This is a genomic window from Sphaerochaeta sp. S2, assembly GCF_016406725.1.
Taxonomy (GTDB): domain Bacteria; phylum Spirochaetota; class Spirochaetia; order Sphaerochaetales; family Sphaerochaetaceae; genus Sphaerochaeta.
The window spans coordinates 1-16,887 of the sequence record NZ_JAEKNT010000278.1 but is presented as its reverse complement, the minus strand read 5'-3'; the positions used below and the strand labels follow the sequence as shown (position 1 = coordinate 16,887).

Annotated in this window: 15 protein-coding genes; 13 read left to right on the top strand and 2 right to left on the bottom strand. The window is 44.3% G+C overall.

What is annotated here, in order from left to right:
- From JF818_RS08020 to JF818_RS08005, 4 genes are all read left to right on the top strand, one after another.
- A partial coding sequence (locus tag JF818_RS08020) for a carbohydrate ABC transporter permease (protein WP_198891496.1) occupies nt 1-328 on the top strand: 328 nt, incomplete at its 5' end.
- Nucleotides 329-338: 10 nt separating this feature from the next.
- Nucleotides 339-1,250, top strand: a complete 912-nt coding sequence (locus tag JF818_RS08015; RefSeq protein ID WP_198891495.1) for an amidohydrolase family protein — start codon at nt 339-341, stop codon at nt 1,248-1,250.
- Nucleotides 1,251-1,304: 54 nt separating this feature from the next.
- Nucleotides 1,305-2,498: an ROK family protein gene (locus JF818_RS08010; RefSeq protein ID WP_198891494.1), complete on the top strand. Its 1,194-nt coding sequence runs from the start codon at nt 1,305-1,307 to the stop codon at nt 2,496-2,498.
- A gap of 495 nt (nt 2,499-2,993) precedes the next feature.
- The gene (locus JF818_RS08005; RefSeq protein WP_198891493.1) at nt 2,994-5,057 is read left to right on the top strand and encodes a GIY-YIG nuclease family protein; all 2,064 of its coding nucleotides are present in this window, start codon (nt 2,994-2,996) and stop codon (nt 5,055-5,057) included.
- A 223-nt stretch (nt 5,058-5,280) separates the two neighbouring features.
- On the opposite strand, the gene JF818_RS08000 is transcribed toward JF818_RS08005, so the two are convergent.
- Nucleotides 5,281-6,282 carry a LacI family DNA-binding transcriptional regulator gene (locus tag JF818_RS08000; protein WP_198891492.1) on the bottom strand — a complete coding sequence of 334 codons (1,002 nt, stop codon included), beginning with the start codon at nt 6,280-6,282 and terminating at the stop codon, nt 5,281-5,283.
- A 197-nt stretch (nt 6,283-6,479) separates the two neighbouring features.
- Here JF818_RS08000 and JF818_RS07995 point away from each other — a divergent pair, with 197 nt between their 5' ends.
- The 9 genes from JF818_RS07995 to JF818_RS07955 all read left to right on the top strand — a co-directional run bounded on the left by JF818_RS07995 (nt 6,480) and on the right by JF818_RS07955 (nt 16,311).
- A complete protein-coding gene (locus tag JF818_RS07995; RefSeq protein WP_370570317.1) occupies nt 6,480-8,399 on the top strand; it encodes a PfkB family carbohydrate kinase in 1,920 nt (639 codons plus the stop codon).
- A complete protein-coding gene (locus JF818_RS07990; RefSeq protein ID WP_233066837.1) occupies nt 8,399-9,526 on the top strand; it encodes a hypothetical protein in 1,128 nt (375 codons plus the stop codon). The genes JF818_RS07995 and JF818_RS07990 overlap by 1 nt, the downstream gene beginning before the upstream one ends.
- Nucleotides 9,527-9,530: 4 nt before the next feature.
- Nucleotides 9,531-10,817, top strand: coding sequence for an AGE family epimerase/isomerase (locus JF818_RS07985; protein WP_233066821.1), 1,287 nt, complete (start codon nt 9,531-9,533; stop codon nt 10,815-10,817).
- Between the two features lie 38 nt (nt 10,818-10,855).
- Entirely contained in the window at nt 10,856-12,124 is a 1,269-nt protein-coding gene (locus JF818_RS07980; RefSeq protein ID WP_198891491.1) for an ABC transporter substrate-binding protein, read from the top strand.
- A 163-nt stretch (nt 12,125-12,287) separates the two neighbouring features.
- Nucleotides 12,288-13,181, top strand: coding sequence for a carbohydrate ABC transporter permease (locus tag JF818_RS07975; protein ID WP_198891490.1), 894 nt, complete (start codon nt 12,288-12,290; stop codon nt 13,179-13,181).
- Complete coding sequence (locus JF818_RS07970) at nt 13,178-14,002, top strand: carbohydrate ABC transporter permease (RefSeq protein ID WP_233066818.1); 825 nt, start codon at nt 13,178-13,180, stop codon at nt 14,000-14,002. The genes JF818_RS07975 and JF818_RS07970 overlap by 4 nt, the downstream gene beginning before the upstream one ends.
- Nucleotides 14,003-14,016: 14 nt before the next feature.
- Nucleotides 14,017-14,940, top strand: coding sequence for an ROK family protein (locus JF818_RS07965; RefSeq protein ID WP_198891489.1), 924 nt, complete (start codon nt 14,017-14,019; stop codon nt 14,938-14,940).
- On the top strand, nt 14,937-15,569 hold the full coding sequence (locus JF818_RS07960; protein ID WP_198891488.1) for an SIS domain-containing protein: 633 nt from the start codon (nt 14,937-14,939) through the stop codon (nt 15,567-15,569). The genes JF818_RS07965 and JF818_RS07960 overlap by 4 nt, the downstream gene beginning before the upstream one ends.
- Before the next feature lie 28 nt (nt 15,570-15,597).
- Nucleotides 15,598-16,311, top strand: a complete 714-nt coding sequence (locus tag JF818_RS07955) for an MBL fold metallo-hydrolase (RefSeq protein ID WP_198891487.1) — start codon at nt 15,598-15,600, stop codon at nt 16,309-16,311.
- A gap of 107 nt (nt 16,312-16,418) precedes the next feature.
- Here the strand turns inward: JF818_RS07955 and JF818_RS07950 are convergent, their stop codons facing one another.
- Complete coding sequence (locus JF818_RS07950; RefSeq protein WP_198891486.1) at nt 16,419-16,682, bottom strand: STAS domain-containing protein; 264 nt, start codon at nt 16,680-16,682, stop codon at nt 16,419-16,421.
- Nucleotides 16,683-16,887 lie beyond the last annotated feature (205 nt).

Sequence of the window (16,887 nt, the reverse complement as noted above, 5' to 3'; positions counted from 1 at the left end):
GTTGGATGCTGGGCGTATAGATGGACTATCAGAGTTCAAGATTTTCTCCAGAATTGCGCTTCCTTTAGTGAAACCTGCTCTTTCTGCACTAGCAATATTTACGTTCATAGGGAACTGGAATGCATTCCTCTGGCCTCTGATCGTAATCAACCAGGTGCGCAGATATACCCTGCCTATTGGCCTTTCCTTCTTCAATGGTGAGTTCCAGACTCAATGGGAGATGGTCATGACAGGCGCTTCTGTCGCAACGATTCCAGTGTTCTTGGTGTTTCTGCTGTTCCAGCGGCAGATCGTCCAAGGAATAGCTTTGACCGGCGTAAAAGAATAAGGATGGATATATGATTCAGAATCTTCCGATATTTGATTTTCATTGTCATTTTCCTGTACAGGGCGAATGGTTTCCTGATTATCCTAAGCAGAAAAAGGTGTCGTTTAATGCAGCCTATACCCGCAATTATGGGGAAATCTGGCGGCAAGCCTTCAATTTTGGTACACCAGAAGAGGCCAAATCAGATGAGGAGATGGTAGACGCCTACCTGAAGGATTTGGATGAGAAGCAGGTTGAGCGAATTGTCTGGGTTTCTGGTGGGGGGAATGAGCGACTGGCGAAGATAGTTCAGATGGCACCAGAGCGATTTACGGGGTTTGCCCATCAAAGCCCGGATGCTAAGGATGCAGCGGAGCAACTTGAGCATGCCTTCAGAGATCTCTCTCTAAAGGGATATAAGTTGCTTACCCCAGAAATTGAGACGCCGATAGATGATGAGCGATATTATCCATTGTGGGAGGTGTGTAGAGCCTACAATGTTCCTGTCTTGATGCATTTTGGTCTGCTCGGGGCAGCAGGGGGAATTCCGGTTGCCAATAACATTAGTCCCTTGCGTCTTGCAAAGATTTCACTCGATTTTCCGGATGTGAATTTTGTCGTTCCACACTTTGGGTGTACCCATATGGGAGATTTGTTGCAACTCTGTTGGACGAGACCTAATGTGTATGTTGATACCTCAGGTAGTAACCAATGGATTAGGTGGATGCCGTATCAGTTAACACTGGAAGACGTTATTCGCAAATTCCTGGAAACAGTGGGACCCTCAAGGATAATTTTTGCAACCGATTCGTCTTGGTTGCCTAGAGGTTTCTCTATGCCCTACTTGGAGGAGCAACACAGGATTTTCCGATTTCTCAATGTACGTGAGGAAGATTTGAAGGCCATATTCCACGATACTGGTTCTCGGCTACTGGGGATGTAACTTGCCCAGAGCAGGGTGGTTTGGTATGCTTCATGTAAATAAGGCAGGTAATTCATGGCACTTGTTACGACTACTGATGTTCGTTTAGCGAATCTCCTGAAGGTATATTCCGCCTTGCGGGTTGGTAGTCCGATGACAAAAAGACAGTTGGCAAAAGAGGTCGAATTGACCTTTGCTTCGGTGTCGAGTATCTGTAACCAGCTGGTTGATCAAGGGCTTGCCAGATATGAAGAAGAGTCCATTTTTACTGGTGGAAGAAAAGCTATAGCAGTTGAATTTGTCCCAGAATATGCCTATGCGTTGGTGCTTGATATGCATCATACGGAGTATATCGCGATGGCATTGGTTGACCTCGCAAACACCATTGTCAAGACAAAGCGTATGAGCCTCCCTGATTCCTTGACGATTGAGGGATTGATGGATTCCATCAGGTCATGTTCTCAATCCTTGCTTGCAGAGTGTGAAGGACATTTGTATTGTCTGTCTGTAGGCGTTTCTGCGGTTTACAATGAACAATCAAAAATCTTGTTGCAAGCATCCAATCCACTGCTCGAACGTGTCAATCTTGCGATGCATTTGCAATCTGTGTTTCCAAATCTCCCGGTGCTCATTGAGAATGATGCAAACTTAGCGGCATTCAGTCAGCTCGATCCATTTAAACCTGGACATAAGAACCAATTATTTGTGTTCTTTACTCAAGGTATTGGCCTTGGAATAATCATCGATGGTGAATTGTATCGTGGTTCACATGGGTTTGCGGGCGAATTAGGACATCTGAAATTGACTGGAGTGGATCGAAAGTGCTCGAAGTGTGGGAATAACGGGTGTATGAGAACCGTCGTGCCGCTTGCAGCTATCGCCCGTGACCTTGGTGAGTATGAACAACTGCGCCAGATGGGAAGCCTTGCCTACTGTGATACGTTGCTAAGTCGATTAAAAGATCATGAGATATCTGAGCGTATTGAATACACTGCCCAGAAAATTGGGGAAGTGCTAGCTGAAATGTTTGATGTGCTCAATCCTGACCAGATAATACTGGGAGGTAATAACTGGAAGCTCTATCCGGTGATGAGCAAAACAATCAGGCAGACCTGCAGGCAACTGTCCAACCTTGCAAGGGAAGTTGATATCCAAATTCAGTTTGTGAGTGAGCCTATCAATGATCTGATCTTCAAGGGAGCAGGTGAGAAGGCGTTCAGATTTTTCACTGCTTCAGGTATTACAGGTCTTGAATTGGTTGAGTTATAACATAAATACTCTCGTGGAGATATTTTGAATTTTTTGTGGAAATATTTCTTGGAGCTTGGAAACGTGAAATCATAATACTAGAGGCCTTGAAGTCAGATGGTGAGTGATTTCATGTACCTCTAGAAGAGAGCTGTTTGCAAATAAGTATCTAATACTTTCCAAGGCAGACTAATCCTCCTCCATTGAGTTGAAAAAGTTGCAATGTTGCGAAGCTCGCTGAGAAGGGGTAAAAGGTCGGAAATGGTTGGATACCTTCGTAAAAAGACAATGATAGAACTCTTGGTGCAGGTATGATCTTATGGTAACTTCAGTAAGTTTCACTATAGAACATAACCAGGAGCGCAGAAGCTTGTTGCCTGATATTATTGGTTGCTGAAAGCGAAAAATCGTGCATCCAAAGTCTAGTTTACGTGATACACTAAACTAGTTGACATGAAAAAACACCATTCGCTACTTTATTCAATTTCTTGCCTTTTACTTATACCTCTGATAATCATGGTCAGTTGTACAACTCAACAGGCAAATACGAATGTTGCAGAGAACTCTGTAGTAGAGGAAAATCCAAGTCAGCAAGAAGTGCTTTCGAAACCCAAGGAACCAGAGATACCTCTATCAAACGGTCAAACATCAATAGCATCGAATGACAGTGAATCACCTGTCGAAAGGCAAGAAGAGCAGAACTCCGAACTATCAGATGTCCTGCCACCTGCTGATTCTTCAGCACAAACCACGAAAGCAAAACTAGTAGAATTTGATTCATTGGCTTCTTATAGTCAAGACCAGCCAGGTCGTGAGCCAGGTACCCTTGTGAAGGAGTCAGTCAAAACTACTGAATCTGAGCATAATTTGATTGCAGAGTATTCAGCACCACTACCAACAGATGCAAAAGGTCTGTTGGTTGAGGCCGGACATGATGAGGTTAATTACTCGATTATAGAAGAGGACGCAACCAAGCGTGATTCTTCGTCAATTCCCCAGTCGTCTGTTCCAAGTGTCAAAGGAAAAGAAGGGCTGGTTGTACCTATTATTGAAGAAACACAGCTTCCTATTACGGAAGAAATGAATGAGGGACACTCTATGGTACTATTGATATTTCTCGTAGTAGTGGTTTGTATATTGCTTCTAATTTTGATTCTTACAAGAAGAACTCTCCAGAACCTTAGGGAGAAGCTAGATGCAGAAAATAGACGAATTGTGCAGTTGGGAGTCTCTGACTTGGAATCAGCACAGAAAAAAATGGAACAATTTAAAGATACAATCCAAAGACTGGATACTGAGATCATCCAGTTGGGCGCCCAGCGCATGGAATTTCGGTCTGAGAAAAATGATTTAGAGAGCAAGTGCGGTAGTCTGGAGAAAAAACTTGAGAACCTGAAGTTGAAACTTTCTAGAACCAAGGAGCTTTATGCAGCGGTTGAGCATGCAGTGTTGAATTTTCATGAAGCTGAAATCCCCAGTACCTATTATAAACCTCTTTCTGAATATGATAAAACTGATCTCGATTCCCTTGCCCCTACAGTAATGCTCAACCTGAACTACATGAATTATCAGGATCTTCGAAAGGAGTTTAGGGCAAACCAGAAACAGATTGATTCCCTGCTTGAATCGTATGCCCAGAGGTATACAACGAAGGCGAATCAATCAATCTACCAGCTCATGGTTCTTTCTCTGCGTTCAGAACTGCAAAACATTCTCTATAACCTCAAACATGAAAAACTTGACGTAGCTCTGTTACAAGTACAGTCTTTGATAGCAAAATATCTTGTAATCGTATCCGAGGGAAATCAACAGATTGCTGGGACAATGAGGAAGTTTGTCGGTGAATTGGAGCACCTCTTCATCAATGCCGTTAAGATAGAGTACGAGTATTTCATCAAGAAAGAACAAGCCCGCCAGGAACAACTTGCTCTCAGGCAGCAGATGAGGGAAGAGGCCGAAGAAAGAAAACGTCTAGAAGAGCAGAAAAAACAAATAGCCCTTGAAGAGTCAAAGTACCAGTCTGAGATAGAGAAAATCCAATCATTATTTGACTTGGAACCTGAGGATTCTGTAAAAAGGCAAGGCTACCAGAAAAGACTGGATGAATTGAATGTCCAACTTGCCCAAGTGGAGGAAAAGAAAGAAGAAATTACCAAACTGCAAAATGGAAAGGCAGGAAATGTGTATATTATCAGCAATTTGGGTAGTTTTGGTGACCATGTGTTTAAGATTGGCATGACCCGCCGACTGGATCCCCAGGAACGTGTGGATGAATTGGGCAGTGCAAGCGTTCCCTTCAAGTTCGATGTACATAGTTTTATCTTCTCAGAGGATGCAGTGGGGCTCGAGAATGCCCTACACCAACGGCTCCATGCAAACCGATTAAATAAAGTAAATTTACGGAAAGAGTTCTTTGATGTATCGCTTGAAGAATTAGAAGCATTGGTTGATGAAATTAACCCAACTGCAGAATTCAATAGGACCATGATGGCCGATGACTATAAACAATCACTCTCCATGGGAGATCAGGAGTTGGAGCTATCTGAAAACTTCGAAGAAATGGAAGAAGATGATGACTAAGGCAACTATAGCTACTATTCTGAATTACCCTCCCTTTAGGTTGTCATAGCTTATATATAAAATGGAAGGGTCTAGTAGAATGCCATTAATGGCTTGAAGGACAGAAAGAAATCTGTAAACGTAACCACCAGGATATGTCAGATTGCAAAAACATTGAATCAATATGAGACCTGTCTATTGCTCAAGACAAGATACTTAAAGTTGGTATTTTCCAGGATTGTTGTTATTGAGGTATCTGAGCTGTCGATTCTCTTTGTATCAGGGAAGGGTGAATCGAGTGATGGTAGACGCTGTCTTGTTTCTTGAGAAGTTTGAGTAGGCTCTGTGCTGCAAGCTCCCCTGTGTTGGTAATGGATTGATTGATAGTGGTAAGAGGAATTCTACAAAGTTCACTGATACGGATGTTGTCATATCCAAGAATCGAAACCTGGTCAGGAATTCGGATTCCTTCTTCAACAAGGCGATTGATGATGCCTATTGCTACGTTGTCATTGGTGATGAAGAGTGTTGTCTTGATACGATCAATATGATTCTTTTTGATAAGATCAGGAGCGAGAAGGTATCCCTCCTCTTGCGTCTTTACCTGTGAATAGCGAATGATTGATTCTGGTGATTTGATGGTGTTGTAGAAACCTTCAAGGCGGTGCTCGATGGATTGATGAGCAAATCCCGTGATAACAATTATCTGCTCGCTTGGATAGGTGTTAAGATATTGTGCAGCAATACGTCCACCTTCATGGTTGTCGCAGCAAACATAAGAAATGGAAGGATCTTTGGGGACGCTGTTGATTACAACAAAAGGTATCCCTGCTTCTTGAAGAAGCCGAATAGCAAAGCTGTTTTCACTAATCGGGGCTATAAGCACTCCCTGCACACGGTTGCTGATAAGCGAACGTACAAGCTGTATTTCTCTCTCTTCAACCCAACGTGAACTTGATAAAAGCATCGAATACCCATTGGGAGAGAGGATACGGTCAATTCCCTCGGCGATTTCAATAAAGAAAAAGTTAGAGAGCTCATCGATGATAACACCAATAGTTTTTGTTGGACTTCCTGCAAGTCCTTGTGCCAGCAAACTAGGGGTATAGGAGTATTTATCCATCACGGCACGTACGCGTTCCTGGGTACGTTTTGAGACAATCTCAGGGTGGCTGATAACACGGGAGACGGTTGCTTTGCTTACTCCTGCTTCAAGGGCTATATCATCTATGGTTTTATGTTTCATTTCACAGATACCTTAGGCTTACTCCCTCTTGCTGTCAATAAAATACAACAGGGTAATTGCAGTTTCATGCTCATGTAAATAAATTTCAGATCATTCGGTTGACAACTGGGTATTGGTGGCTTAAGCTTGGTATAAAGAGAAATGAAAGCGGTTACATTTTCAAGAAGCTTTCTTCTCGCAGGGAGACTGTATTGAGCGTGAACGGTATTTTGGGAAATAACATTGATATTCGCCAGGTGATGGCCCGTAATGCAGGGCGACCAGTATCTATTGCGATTATTGGTGATCTGTGTCTAGATCTTGCTTATCAGGTAACGACTGAACAGGCTGAAATATCGGTAGAAACTGGCTTGCAAACCTACTCAGTCCTCAACTCAAAGCCCGAGCTTGGAGGAGCTTGTAATGTTGCTGTGAATTGCAAAACCCTTGGAGCAGAACGAGTTGATATCTATGGAATCGTAGGTTCTGATTTTTTTGGTGATTTACTGATTTCCCTGTTGCAGAAACATGGCATCGAAACAGAAGGGGTTGTTCGTCAGGAAGAGACATGGGCAACGCATGTATATCATAAGGTCTTTGAGAGAGGAGTAGAACATCCTCGTTTTGATAGTGGTAATTTCAACACCCCAACTGAAGCGAGTATCATAGGTCTTCTCTCTACCCTGAAAAAAAAGCTATCTGAATATGATGCAGTCATCATCAATGAGCAAGTACCTCGCGGACTCCATAGTGAGTCTTTCCAAAAAGCTCTGAATGAGGTCATCGAAAGTACTGTTTCTGATTCCGGGGTTCGATGGTTTGCAGACTGCAGGAAATTGAATGATATTTACAGGAATACTATCCACAAGCTCAATGAACAGGAAGGACGCCTTCTCTATGGCCCTTCCTGTACACTAGACAGAAAGGAACTGGCGATCTGGTTGGCCAAATATTTCAAGCAACCAATTGTTCTGACCCTCGGTCCTGATGGGGCCATTGCTGTAGATGAAGCAGAGGCTATCCAGGCATTCCCTGGTATACATTTTGCTGGACAAATCGATGCAGTAGGTGCAGGTGACGCTTTCCTGGCCGGATTGGTAGTGGCTGGGGCCTGGGGCGCCAATTTGGCGGAAGCTGCCTACATCGGTAATATATGTGCGGGGGTTTCGCTGAAAGTTCTCTATGAATGTGGTCACCCATCAGCTGATGAGGTTATCTCGTTATCTGAGAAAGCTGATTGGCGTTATAATCCTGAAATTGCAGATGATGAGAGGAAAGCTCTGTATTGGAAGGATACACCGCTTGAAATAATAAAGCCTTCACAAATGAATGGATTCCCCAAGGTGGCGATATTCGACCATGATGGAACAATCTCAACTTTACGACAGGGCTGGGAAACAGTCATGGAGCAGAGCATGCTCACTGCAATAGCAGGTGAAGCTTACAGCTCCCTGTCCAGTAAGGACATCCAATCACTCAGGAATGATATACATGCTTTCATTGATCGTACCACTGGCATCCAAACAATCGAGCAAATGCATTACTTGGTTGAACTGGTGCGTCATTATGGGTACGTTCCTGAGAAGGAAGTGCTTACGGCACTGCAGTATAAAGAGCTTTACAATAAAGATTTATTGGCCATGGTGGATAAAAAGGTTGCTGAGATTCGTGCCCGGCGGCTTGATGCCACTGACGTTACTATCAAAGGATCGATAGATTTCTTGCGATTTCTCTCTTCACATGGTACAGAACTCTATCTTGCAAGTGGTACTGATGTTGATGATGTAAAGCGTGAAGCAGAACTACTTGGCTATGCAAACTACTTTGAAGGCCGAATTTTTGGCTCGGTCGGAGATGTCTCGAATGACCCTAAACGGTTGGTGATTCAGCAAATCATTGAAACACGGTTGAACGAAGACTATGAGTCATGTGTAGTCTTCGGAGATGGTCCAGTTGAGATGCGTGAGGCTAAGCGCCACGGCTTGCTAGCAGTGGGGTTGTTGAGTGATGAAGTCCGCCGTTACGGTTTGAATATGAAGAAAAGGAGCCGTCTAGTCTTGGGTGGAGCTGACCTTCTGCTTCCTGATTTTTCTCATGCCTCTACCTTGAGTAAATACCTCGGTTGGGAGGTGAAGTGATGGGTAAGATGAATCACCTTTCAGCAGGTAAGCAAGCGCTGTTCGATCGAAATACCATGACGTATTTCCCGTTATCTTCACGGAAGAACAAGGTATTTATCGAGTCCTCCTGCGTAGATCCAGCAACAGATAGTGTTGCAATTCCTACAAAATTACAACAAAAAACAGCACTGATTGCTGATGAGATGGTTCAGGCACGTAATCGTGGTGCTTCAGTAATGTGTGCATTCGGAGCTCATACCATCAAGAATGGATTAGGCCGACTGCTCGGTAATTTGGTGCAGAAAGGATGGTTGACTCATCTTGCAACCAATGGTGCTGGAGTTATCCACGATTGGGAGTTCTCCTATCTTGGACAGAGTAGCGAGGATGTTAGAACAAACGTCCAGGAAGGCAAGTTTGGAACTTGGGAAGAGACCGGCTTGTACATCAATCTTGCCTTGGCTGTTGGAGCGTATGAGGGATTGGGGTATGGGGAATCTATTGGGGCAATGATTGTCCGTGGTGGATTGGAAATACCGAGTCGCTCTGAGCTGGAAACATTTGCCACTTCGTTAGATGGATCTGCAGGCAAACGAGGCAGTGCATTGGATCTGCTTAATCTCATTACAGATTTGGACGATTCGCTCTTTGGTTCACGTTTGAATATATCTCATCCATATGCCAGCTATAGTGCACAGGCACTGGCGTGGGAAGCACAAGTACCTTTCACCAGTCATCCAATGTTTGGACACGATATCATATATACACATAAGGCGAACAGGGGAGCTGTTATTGGCAGAACTGCTGAGCGTGATTTCCTCTCCTATGTGCAGAGTGTCTCAAATCTGGAAGGGGGAGTGTACCTCTCTGTTGGATCAGCTGTAATGTCTCCGATGATTTTTGAAAAATCTCTCTCGATGGTGAGAAATACAGGTAAGCATGTCACTGATTGTGCAATTCATGTGGTTGACCTGCAAGAAGAGAGTTGGGATTGGTCCAAGGGAGAGCCTCCTGTAGATAATCCTGCATATTATTTGCGGTTCATGAAGACCTTCAGTCGAATGGGATGCAATGCTTCCTACCTCTGCTCTGATAATCATGCATTTTTCGTAAGTCTGTATCGTGAGTTGGAAAAAAGGAGTTGAATCAATGGACATTGTTGGACAAGTAAATACATGGAAAGAAGAAATGGAGAGACATCTCCATGATGAGTTGCTCCCGTTCTGGCTTGATCGGGTTTGGGATTCTGATTGGGGTGGCTATCTAACACAGTGGGACGCTGAAGGCAAGGATTCAGGAGTTGATGAGAAATCATTGCTTGCCCATATGCGTACTATCTATTCCCTTTCTCTTGCCTGTTCCCTGAATCACGATCTTGATGGACGTTGTGCAACATTGGCAAAGAAAGGTGTCTACTTTGCGATAGAACACTATTGGGACCCTGTACATGAAGGATTCTTCTGGCTGTTCAACCGGAAGAATGAGGTTCTCATTGATAAGAAAATCGTGTACGGCCACTCTTTCGCAATCTATGCGTTAAGCACGTATGCCAAAACTTTCGATGATCCAATTGCTTTGGAGTATGCAGAGAAGTGTTTTAATCTTCTCCAAATCTATGCTGCAGAGACTTCCTATGGTGGGTATTGGGAAATGTTTGAACGTGACTGGACCCTCTCATCTGGAGGTAGCGGTGGAGGAGACCGAAAAACTCTTGATGTTCACATGCATCTTATGGAAGCCTACACCGCATTGTACAATGCAAGTGGAAAGGCTATCCATCGAAGAAAGCTGGAAGAGATCATTGACTTGATCAATACAAGGATCTTGCATCCAGTTCACAAGACTGGAATCCCCCAATTCAATTGTGATTGGTCGGTAGCTCCGCAGATCAAATTTGACATCATTTGGGGTTGGGATCGTTTCTCAGATGATTCAGGTGCAAAACCTAATGCCCTTGATAATACTTCTTATGGGCATAACGTAGAGTTCTTCTGGTTGCTGAGTGATGCTCTTCGAGTGCTTGGCAAATCCATACAGCCATATGAACCTATGTTTGTCAAACTACTGGATCATGCAGTTTCCTATGGTGTTGATCGTGAATACGGTGGTGTCTACGTGGAAGGCTCTCTTGATGGATCAGTGGTGTATGATGATTGTAAGGAATTTTGGCAACAAGCAGAGTTTTTGATAGGGATGCTTGATGCATATCTTACCTTCGGTGATGAGAAATTCCTGGAGGCATATAAAAACGTTCATGCTTTCGTATTTGAAAAGATGATACAGCATGATTTGGGTGAATGGCTTGCCCTCCTGAAACGAGATGGAACACCTATTTGGACTCATATGAGTCATTCCTGGAAAGTCAATTATCATACGATTCGCTCTGCTACGCTTAGCTTGCAGAGGATGGATCAGATATTGTTGCGTTTGCAATGACTTCGTTGAAGTCTTGATCATAGAAAAAGGAGAAAACTATGAAAAAAAGAATCATGGTTGGTCTGTTGGTAGCCTTAATGGCAACCACGATGATCTTCGCGCAGGGTGCAGCTGAAGCCAAGGCTGAAAGCAATACCCTGGAGATTTTTAGTTGGTGGACCGCTGGTGGTGAGGCTGATGGCTTGGAGGCGATGTACAATGAGTTTGATCGCCAGTATCCAGGCATCGAAATCATCAATGCTACGGTTGCTGGAGGTGCAGGAACCAATGCAAAGGCTGTTCTTGCTACCCGTATGCAGGGTGGGAATCCTCCCGATTCATTCCAGGTTCATGCCGGTCACGAATTGATTGATACCTGGGTGGTCTCTGGATTCATGGAACCCATTACCTTCGTCTTGGAAGATGCAGGGTACATGGATAAGTTCCCTGCGGATGTAATTGACATCATCTCTTACGAAGGTGAGGTTTATAGCATTCCCGTGAACATCCACCGCTCGAATGTAATGTGGTATAGTCCGAAGCTGTTTGCACAGTTCAATCTGCAACCACCAAAGACCATGGCTGACTTCTTCCGTGTTGCAGAAGTCTTCAAGGCGAATGGAATACCAGCTCTTGCTCTTGGTGATAATGAGATCTGGGCTGCAACCCACCTGCTTGAGAGCGTAATCCTCGCACATACTGGTCCCGATAAGTACAATGCACTTTGGGAAGGTAAGGTTAAGTGGAACGATGCCCAAGTACGTAGTGCTTTGAATGATTTTGCCAAGATGATGGGATATATCAATCGCGACCACGCTGCTCTTGCAAACATGGATGCTGCAGGCTATGTAGCTGAAGGCAAAGCTGCCATGAACGTCATGGGCGACTGGGCTGCTGGTTATTATTACTCCCAGGGCTTCGAGCAGGGCGAGGATTGGGATTGGGTTCCTACTCCTGGTACTTCAGGCAACTTCATCATGCTTAGCGACTCCTTTGGTTTGCCAAAGAATGCTCCCAACCGGGATAATGTCATCAAGTGGTTGACTCTTTGTGCATCACAAGAAGGACAGGATGCCTTCAATCCTATCAAGGGATCCATTCCTGCCCGCATCGATGGTGACCGTTCAAAGTATGACCGCTATTTGAATGCTGCCATGGACGATTTTGCATCCGATGCTATCGTTCCCAGTGTTGCTCACGGCGCTGCCATCTCTGAGCCATGGCTCACCCGAATCAACGATATCATGAGTGTTTTTGTAACTGACTTGGACGTTGATAAGGCCATCACTGAGTTCCAGGCTGCTGCTGACCGATACGCACCTAAGTAAGGTTGTCTTGTGTATTGGAGTACCTTGCTGTACGCTTATGTACAGCAAGGTACTATATCTAGATTGAATGGGTATGCGTTTCTCCAAATTCGAGAAAACCATACGATTGAATGATTGTTACATGATGGTGACAATCATGTGCTATGTATAGGATAGGGGCTTTATGTACTGTGCAAAGAAAGACCGCAGACTTGCAGTGTTGATCCTGTTGCCCATGCTTCTCTTGCTGTTTATTTTTGTCTATGGCTTTATTGCATGGTCATTTAGGATTTCCTTCACTGATTGGAACAGCATTCTTCCAAACATGACCTCAGTTGGGTTTGAGAATTATCAAAGGTTGTTTGACTCACAGCGGTTTCAGACCGATATCCGTAATACAATCTTCTTTACGCTGTTCTTTCTTGTTATTTGTATCGTAGGTGGTTTCTTTCTCAGCTATCTACTCTATTCCAAGTTGCGGGGTGAGTCGTTCTTACGAACGGTATATCTATTCCCCCTTTCTCTCTCTTTTGTGGTAACTGGTGTTCTCTGGCGTTGGATTTTTAGCCCTGAGGTTGGAGTAAACTCTCTATTCCGTATGATGGGTTTTGAAGCAACATTTGGGTGGTTTACTTCAACCTATAGTCTTGGTGGATTCAATGTTGCGCTTATTGCACTCATCATCGCAGCCTCTTGGCAATATCTCGGGTACACAATGGCAATGTTTTTGGCAGGGCTGAGAGGTATTCCTGACCAGCTTATTGAATCTGCACAGATTGATGGGGCTGGAGAGTTAGCTACCATGTGGTATGTTATTCTTCCCATTATCAAGCCAATCACGTTTTCTGCCATGATTGTGCTTGGTCATATCTCACTTAAGATATTTGATTTGGCATATGCAATGACAGGTAAAGGGCCTGCATTCGTCACTGATTTTCCTGGACTCTTTATGTTTGAGACGACCTTCCGAGGAAACCACTATGCTGAAGGTGCTGCAATTTCCATTATCATGCTGATCTTGGTTGCTGTGGTAATCGTGCCGTATCTCATTTCAACGCTGAGGGGGGATTCAGAATGATTACCAAAAAATCAAGCAAGATACTGAAATACACGCTCGCGTATATCGCGGTAGCCCTTTTCCTTTTTCCACTCTATGTGGTTTTCAATAATAGTCTGAAACCATTCGCAGATGTAAGAATCAGCGAGATGTGGATTCCTGCACAAAATATTTCGTTTGAGGGATATGCAGAGGCGTTCGTCAAACTTGGTCAGAATATTCAGAACAGCTTCCTGCTCGTAATTCCAGTTAGCCTTTTCTCTGTGATTTTTGGAGCAATCATAGGGTTCATTTTTGCAAAGGTTAAGTTCAGGTACTCCAATATCATCTTCGCTTTGGTCATCTTCGGTATGTTTATTCCTTACCAAAGTATCTTGATCCCTCTCGTTCGTACCATGAATACCGTTGGGTTATACGGTCATCTTTCTGGGCTTATCGTGACCCATATCATCTATGGCTTACCGATCTCTTCACTCATGTTCCGTAACTACTATGCAAAGCTGCCTGATGAATTGCTCGAAGCTGGGATGATCGACGGACTTCGTCTCGGCGGCGTTTTTAGAAAAGTAGTGGTTCCCATTTCTTTGCCTACGATGGTTGTTGTACTTATTTGGCAGTTTACCAGTGTTTGGAATGATTTCCTTTTTGCTGTTGTCTTGACGCAAAGACCTTCTATCCAACCAATTACTGTTGCCCTGCAAAATCTGGCAGGAACCCAGGTAATTGAGTGGAATGTGCAGATGGCAGGTGCATTGATTGCAGCAATTCCTACACTGCTTGTCTACATTTTCCTTGGGAAATATTTCATTCAAGGGCTTCTCTCCGGTTCAGTGAAAGGGTAGTAAGGTAGTTTTCTATGGAATCACAGAAATATATTGGCATTGATATTGGTGGTACAAAAACAGCTATCAGCCTTGGGGATAACAATGGTGGGTTGATCAACAAACGGAAGTTTCTAACCCCTTCTGGAGTTGACGCTGTAATAGAGGGCATCTTTGCAGAGGTTGAACTGCTTCTGTCTCCTACCCACTCCCTTCAAGATATCAAGGCAATTGGCATTTCATGTGGGGGGCCTCTTGATAGTAAACGTGGAATCATTCAATCACCTCCCAATCTCCCAGGGTGGGACGATATTCCAATTGTGGACATTGTATCAGAGCATTTTGGTATTCCAACGTATCTGGAAAATGATGCGAATGCCTGTGCCTTGGCCGAATGGTATTGGGGTAATGGGAAGGGATTTGATTCAATCATTTTCTTGACCTTCGGTACTGGCTTAGGTGCTGGATTGATCTTGGATGGAGCTCTCTATCGGGGAACCAATGGCCTTGCTGGGGAAGTTGGGCATTGGAGGATGGCTGATACCGGCCCCTATTGTTACTACAAGAGAGGATCATGGGAGAGCTACGTCAGTGGTGCAGGTATATCCGGTCTGTATGAAATTGCAACCGGGAAAACAGTGAGTGCCCAAAAGGTTTGTCAGCTGGCCAAGGAAGGCGATTCTACTGCGATGCATGTCATTGAACAGAGTGCAAAGATGTTGGGCTCAGGGCTAGCCTTGTTGATCGACTTGCTCAATCCACAGCGCATTATCATTGGAAGTATCTATAGTAGAGACGAGGAGTTGTTCCGACCAATAATGGACCAGGTGCTACGCGAAGAAACTCTCAGCCTCCCATACTCAAATTGTGAGGTTGTACCATCCTTGCTTGGAGAACAGCTGGGAGATATGGCAGCCTTAGGAATTGCTAGAGACCATAGTATGAGGAGAGAGCGATGATATATACATTGGATCAATTGCTAGAACGTTACCCGCAACTAAAGAGCATAACCATTAATTTGGCAGCGGCTCGGGATCTGGTGGTGAAGAAAGCTCAAGAAGGAAAACTATTCTTGGTTGCAGGCAATGGGGGGAGTAGCGCCGATGCTGATCATATTGTAGGCGAACTCATGAAGTCGTTCGTTCGTAAACGCCCGATAGAAGGTATGATAGCTCAACAATTGAGCAACATTGGGGGAGAAGCGGGAAACCAAATAGCTTCCAACTTGGAGGGAGCGGTAAAGGCTATCTGCTTATCGAGCCACCAAGCGCTTTCAACAGCCTTCATGAATGATGTTGATCCTTCCCTTGTGTATGCACAACAGGTCTATGGTTATGGTAATCCTGGTGACCTCTTTATCGGGATATCTACTTCAGGAAACGCAAAAAATGTATTGAGCGCAGCTTTGGTAGCTCGTGCAAAAGGTTTGTCGGTACTTGGTTTGACGGGTGAAGCCGGTGGTGCATTAAAAGAGCATTGTGATGTATGCATTCAGGTTCCTGAACGTGAAACATTCAAGGTCCAAGAACTGCATCTCCCTATTTACCATTGGCTCTGCATCGAAATCGAGGCTGCTCTTTGGCCGTAGATGCAATGATTCCAAAGGAGGGATGCCTATGCAGTTGCTTCCAGATATATATGTAGTTGGAGGAAGTCTCGTTGGCCTGACTGGAAGCCAAGTGAGCGGTCCTTTTGATGATTGCAATGTGTATGCACTTGATCTTGGATCCGAGATCATCCTTATAGATACAGGCAATGGTGATTCTTGGCCAACAATCCAGGAGAATATGCAGAAATGGGGACTTGATACGAGAAAGATTTCAACTACTTTGATTACCCACCCTCATTATGATCATGCCCAAGGGGCTCATCTCCTGAAAGATGCCGGAATCGAGCTTATTGCTCATGCCTATACTGCTGATGCGATGGAGAAGGGAGATGAGCGATGTTGTGGATACCTGTACCATCGTGTATTTACTCCAGTATCTGTTGATCGAATCTTGGAGGATGATGAGCAGTTCACTGTTGGTTCCCTTACAGTCCAATCAATTCATCTCCCTGGCCATACCCTTGGATGTACAGGGTTCTTGATTTCATGGAAAGGAAAGAAGGTCCTCTTCTCAGGTGATGTGATAGGTACTCTAGGGTATGGTCACTTTGGCTGGAGTGGCTCTATCGACTTCGACAAGCAGGTGTATATCAAAACGCTTTTAAAGCTTTCAAAGATAGATTTTGACGTCATGCTTCCCGGACATGGCCTTGCGTCTTTCATTCATCCAAGAGAGCGGGTAGAAGAGAGCCTAAATGAAGCCCTGATGACATGGCGGTAGGTTTGGGGAAATAAGCCACTTTTTATGCGTTGCATAAGAGAACTGTCTTGTATGTATCCACTTCGCGCTTACTCGTTGAACACATAAACAACGAAGAACTTAATTCTTTACAACTTCAATCTCTCATGACTACTACTCATTGCCTCTTCAATGTTTGGAAAGATGGAAGATTCCGCTATAAGATGGTGCTTCAGGACTTTCTCCTTCAGGTTGTCGTTCAGACCACTAAAGAGTACCTGGATATCCTTTCTCTTTATATCGGAGAGAAGGACCCTCAGCTTCGTTATTCCATCAGAGTCTGCGATGGGCACATAGCGGAAACGTGGGATAAGAATCTTGTATCCTTTATCGAGTTTCTCTTCAATGTTCAAGAGATGGAATACTATAATAAGACCATGAATTGAGACAGGGAGGTGCAAAAATAACGAATTGCTGTTACCGTTGAAAACGGAGCAGAAAATGGGACGTAACAGGAAACCTTACAGCGAATCGTTCAAAAAAGAAGTAGCGGTCGAGGCTCTCAAGGAAAAGACACCGGTGGCAGAACTAGCGACTGCATACGGGATATCCCCGAGC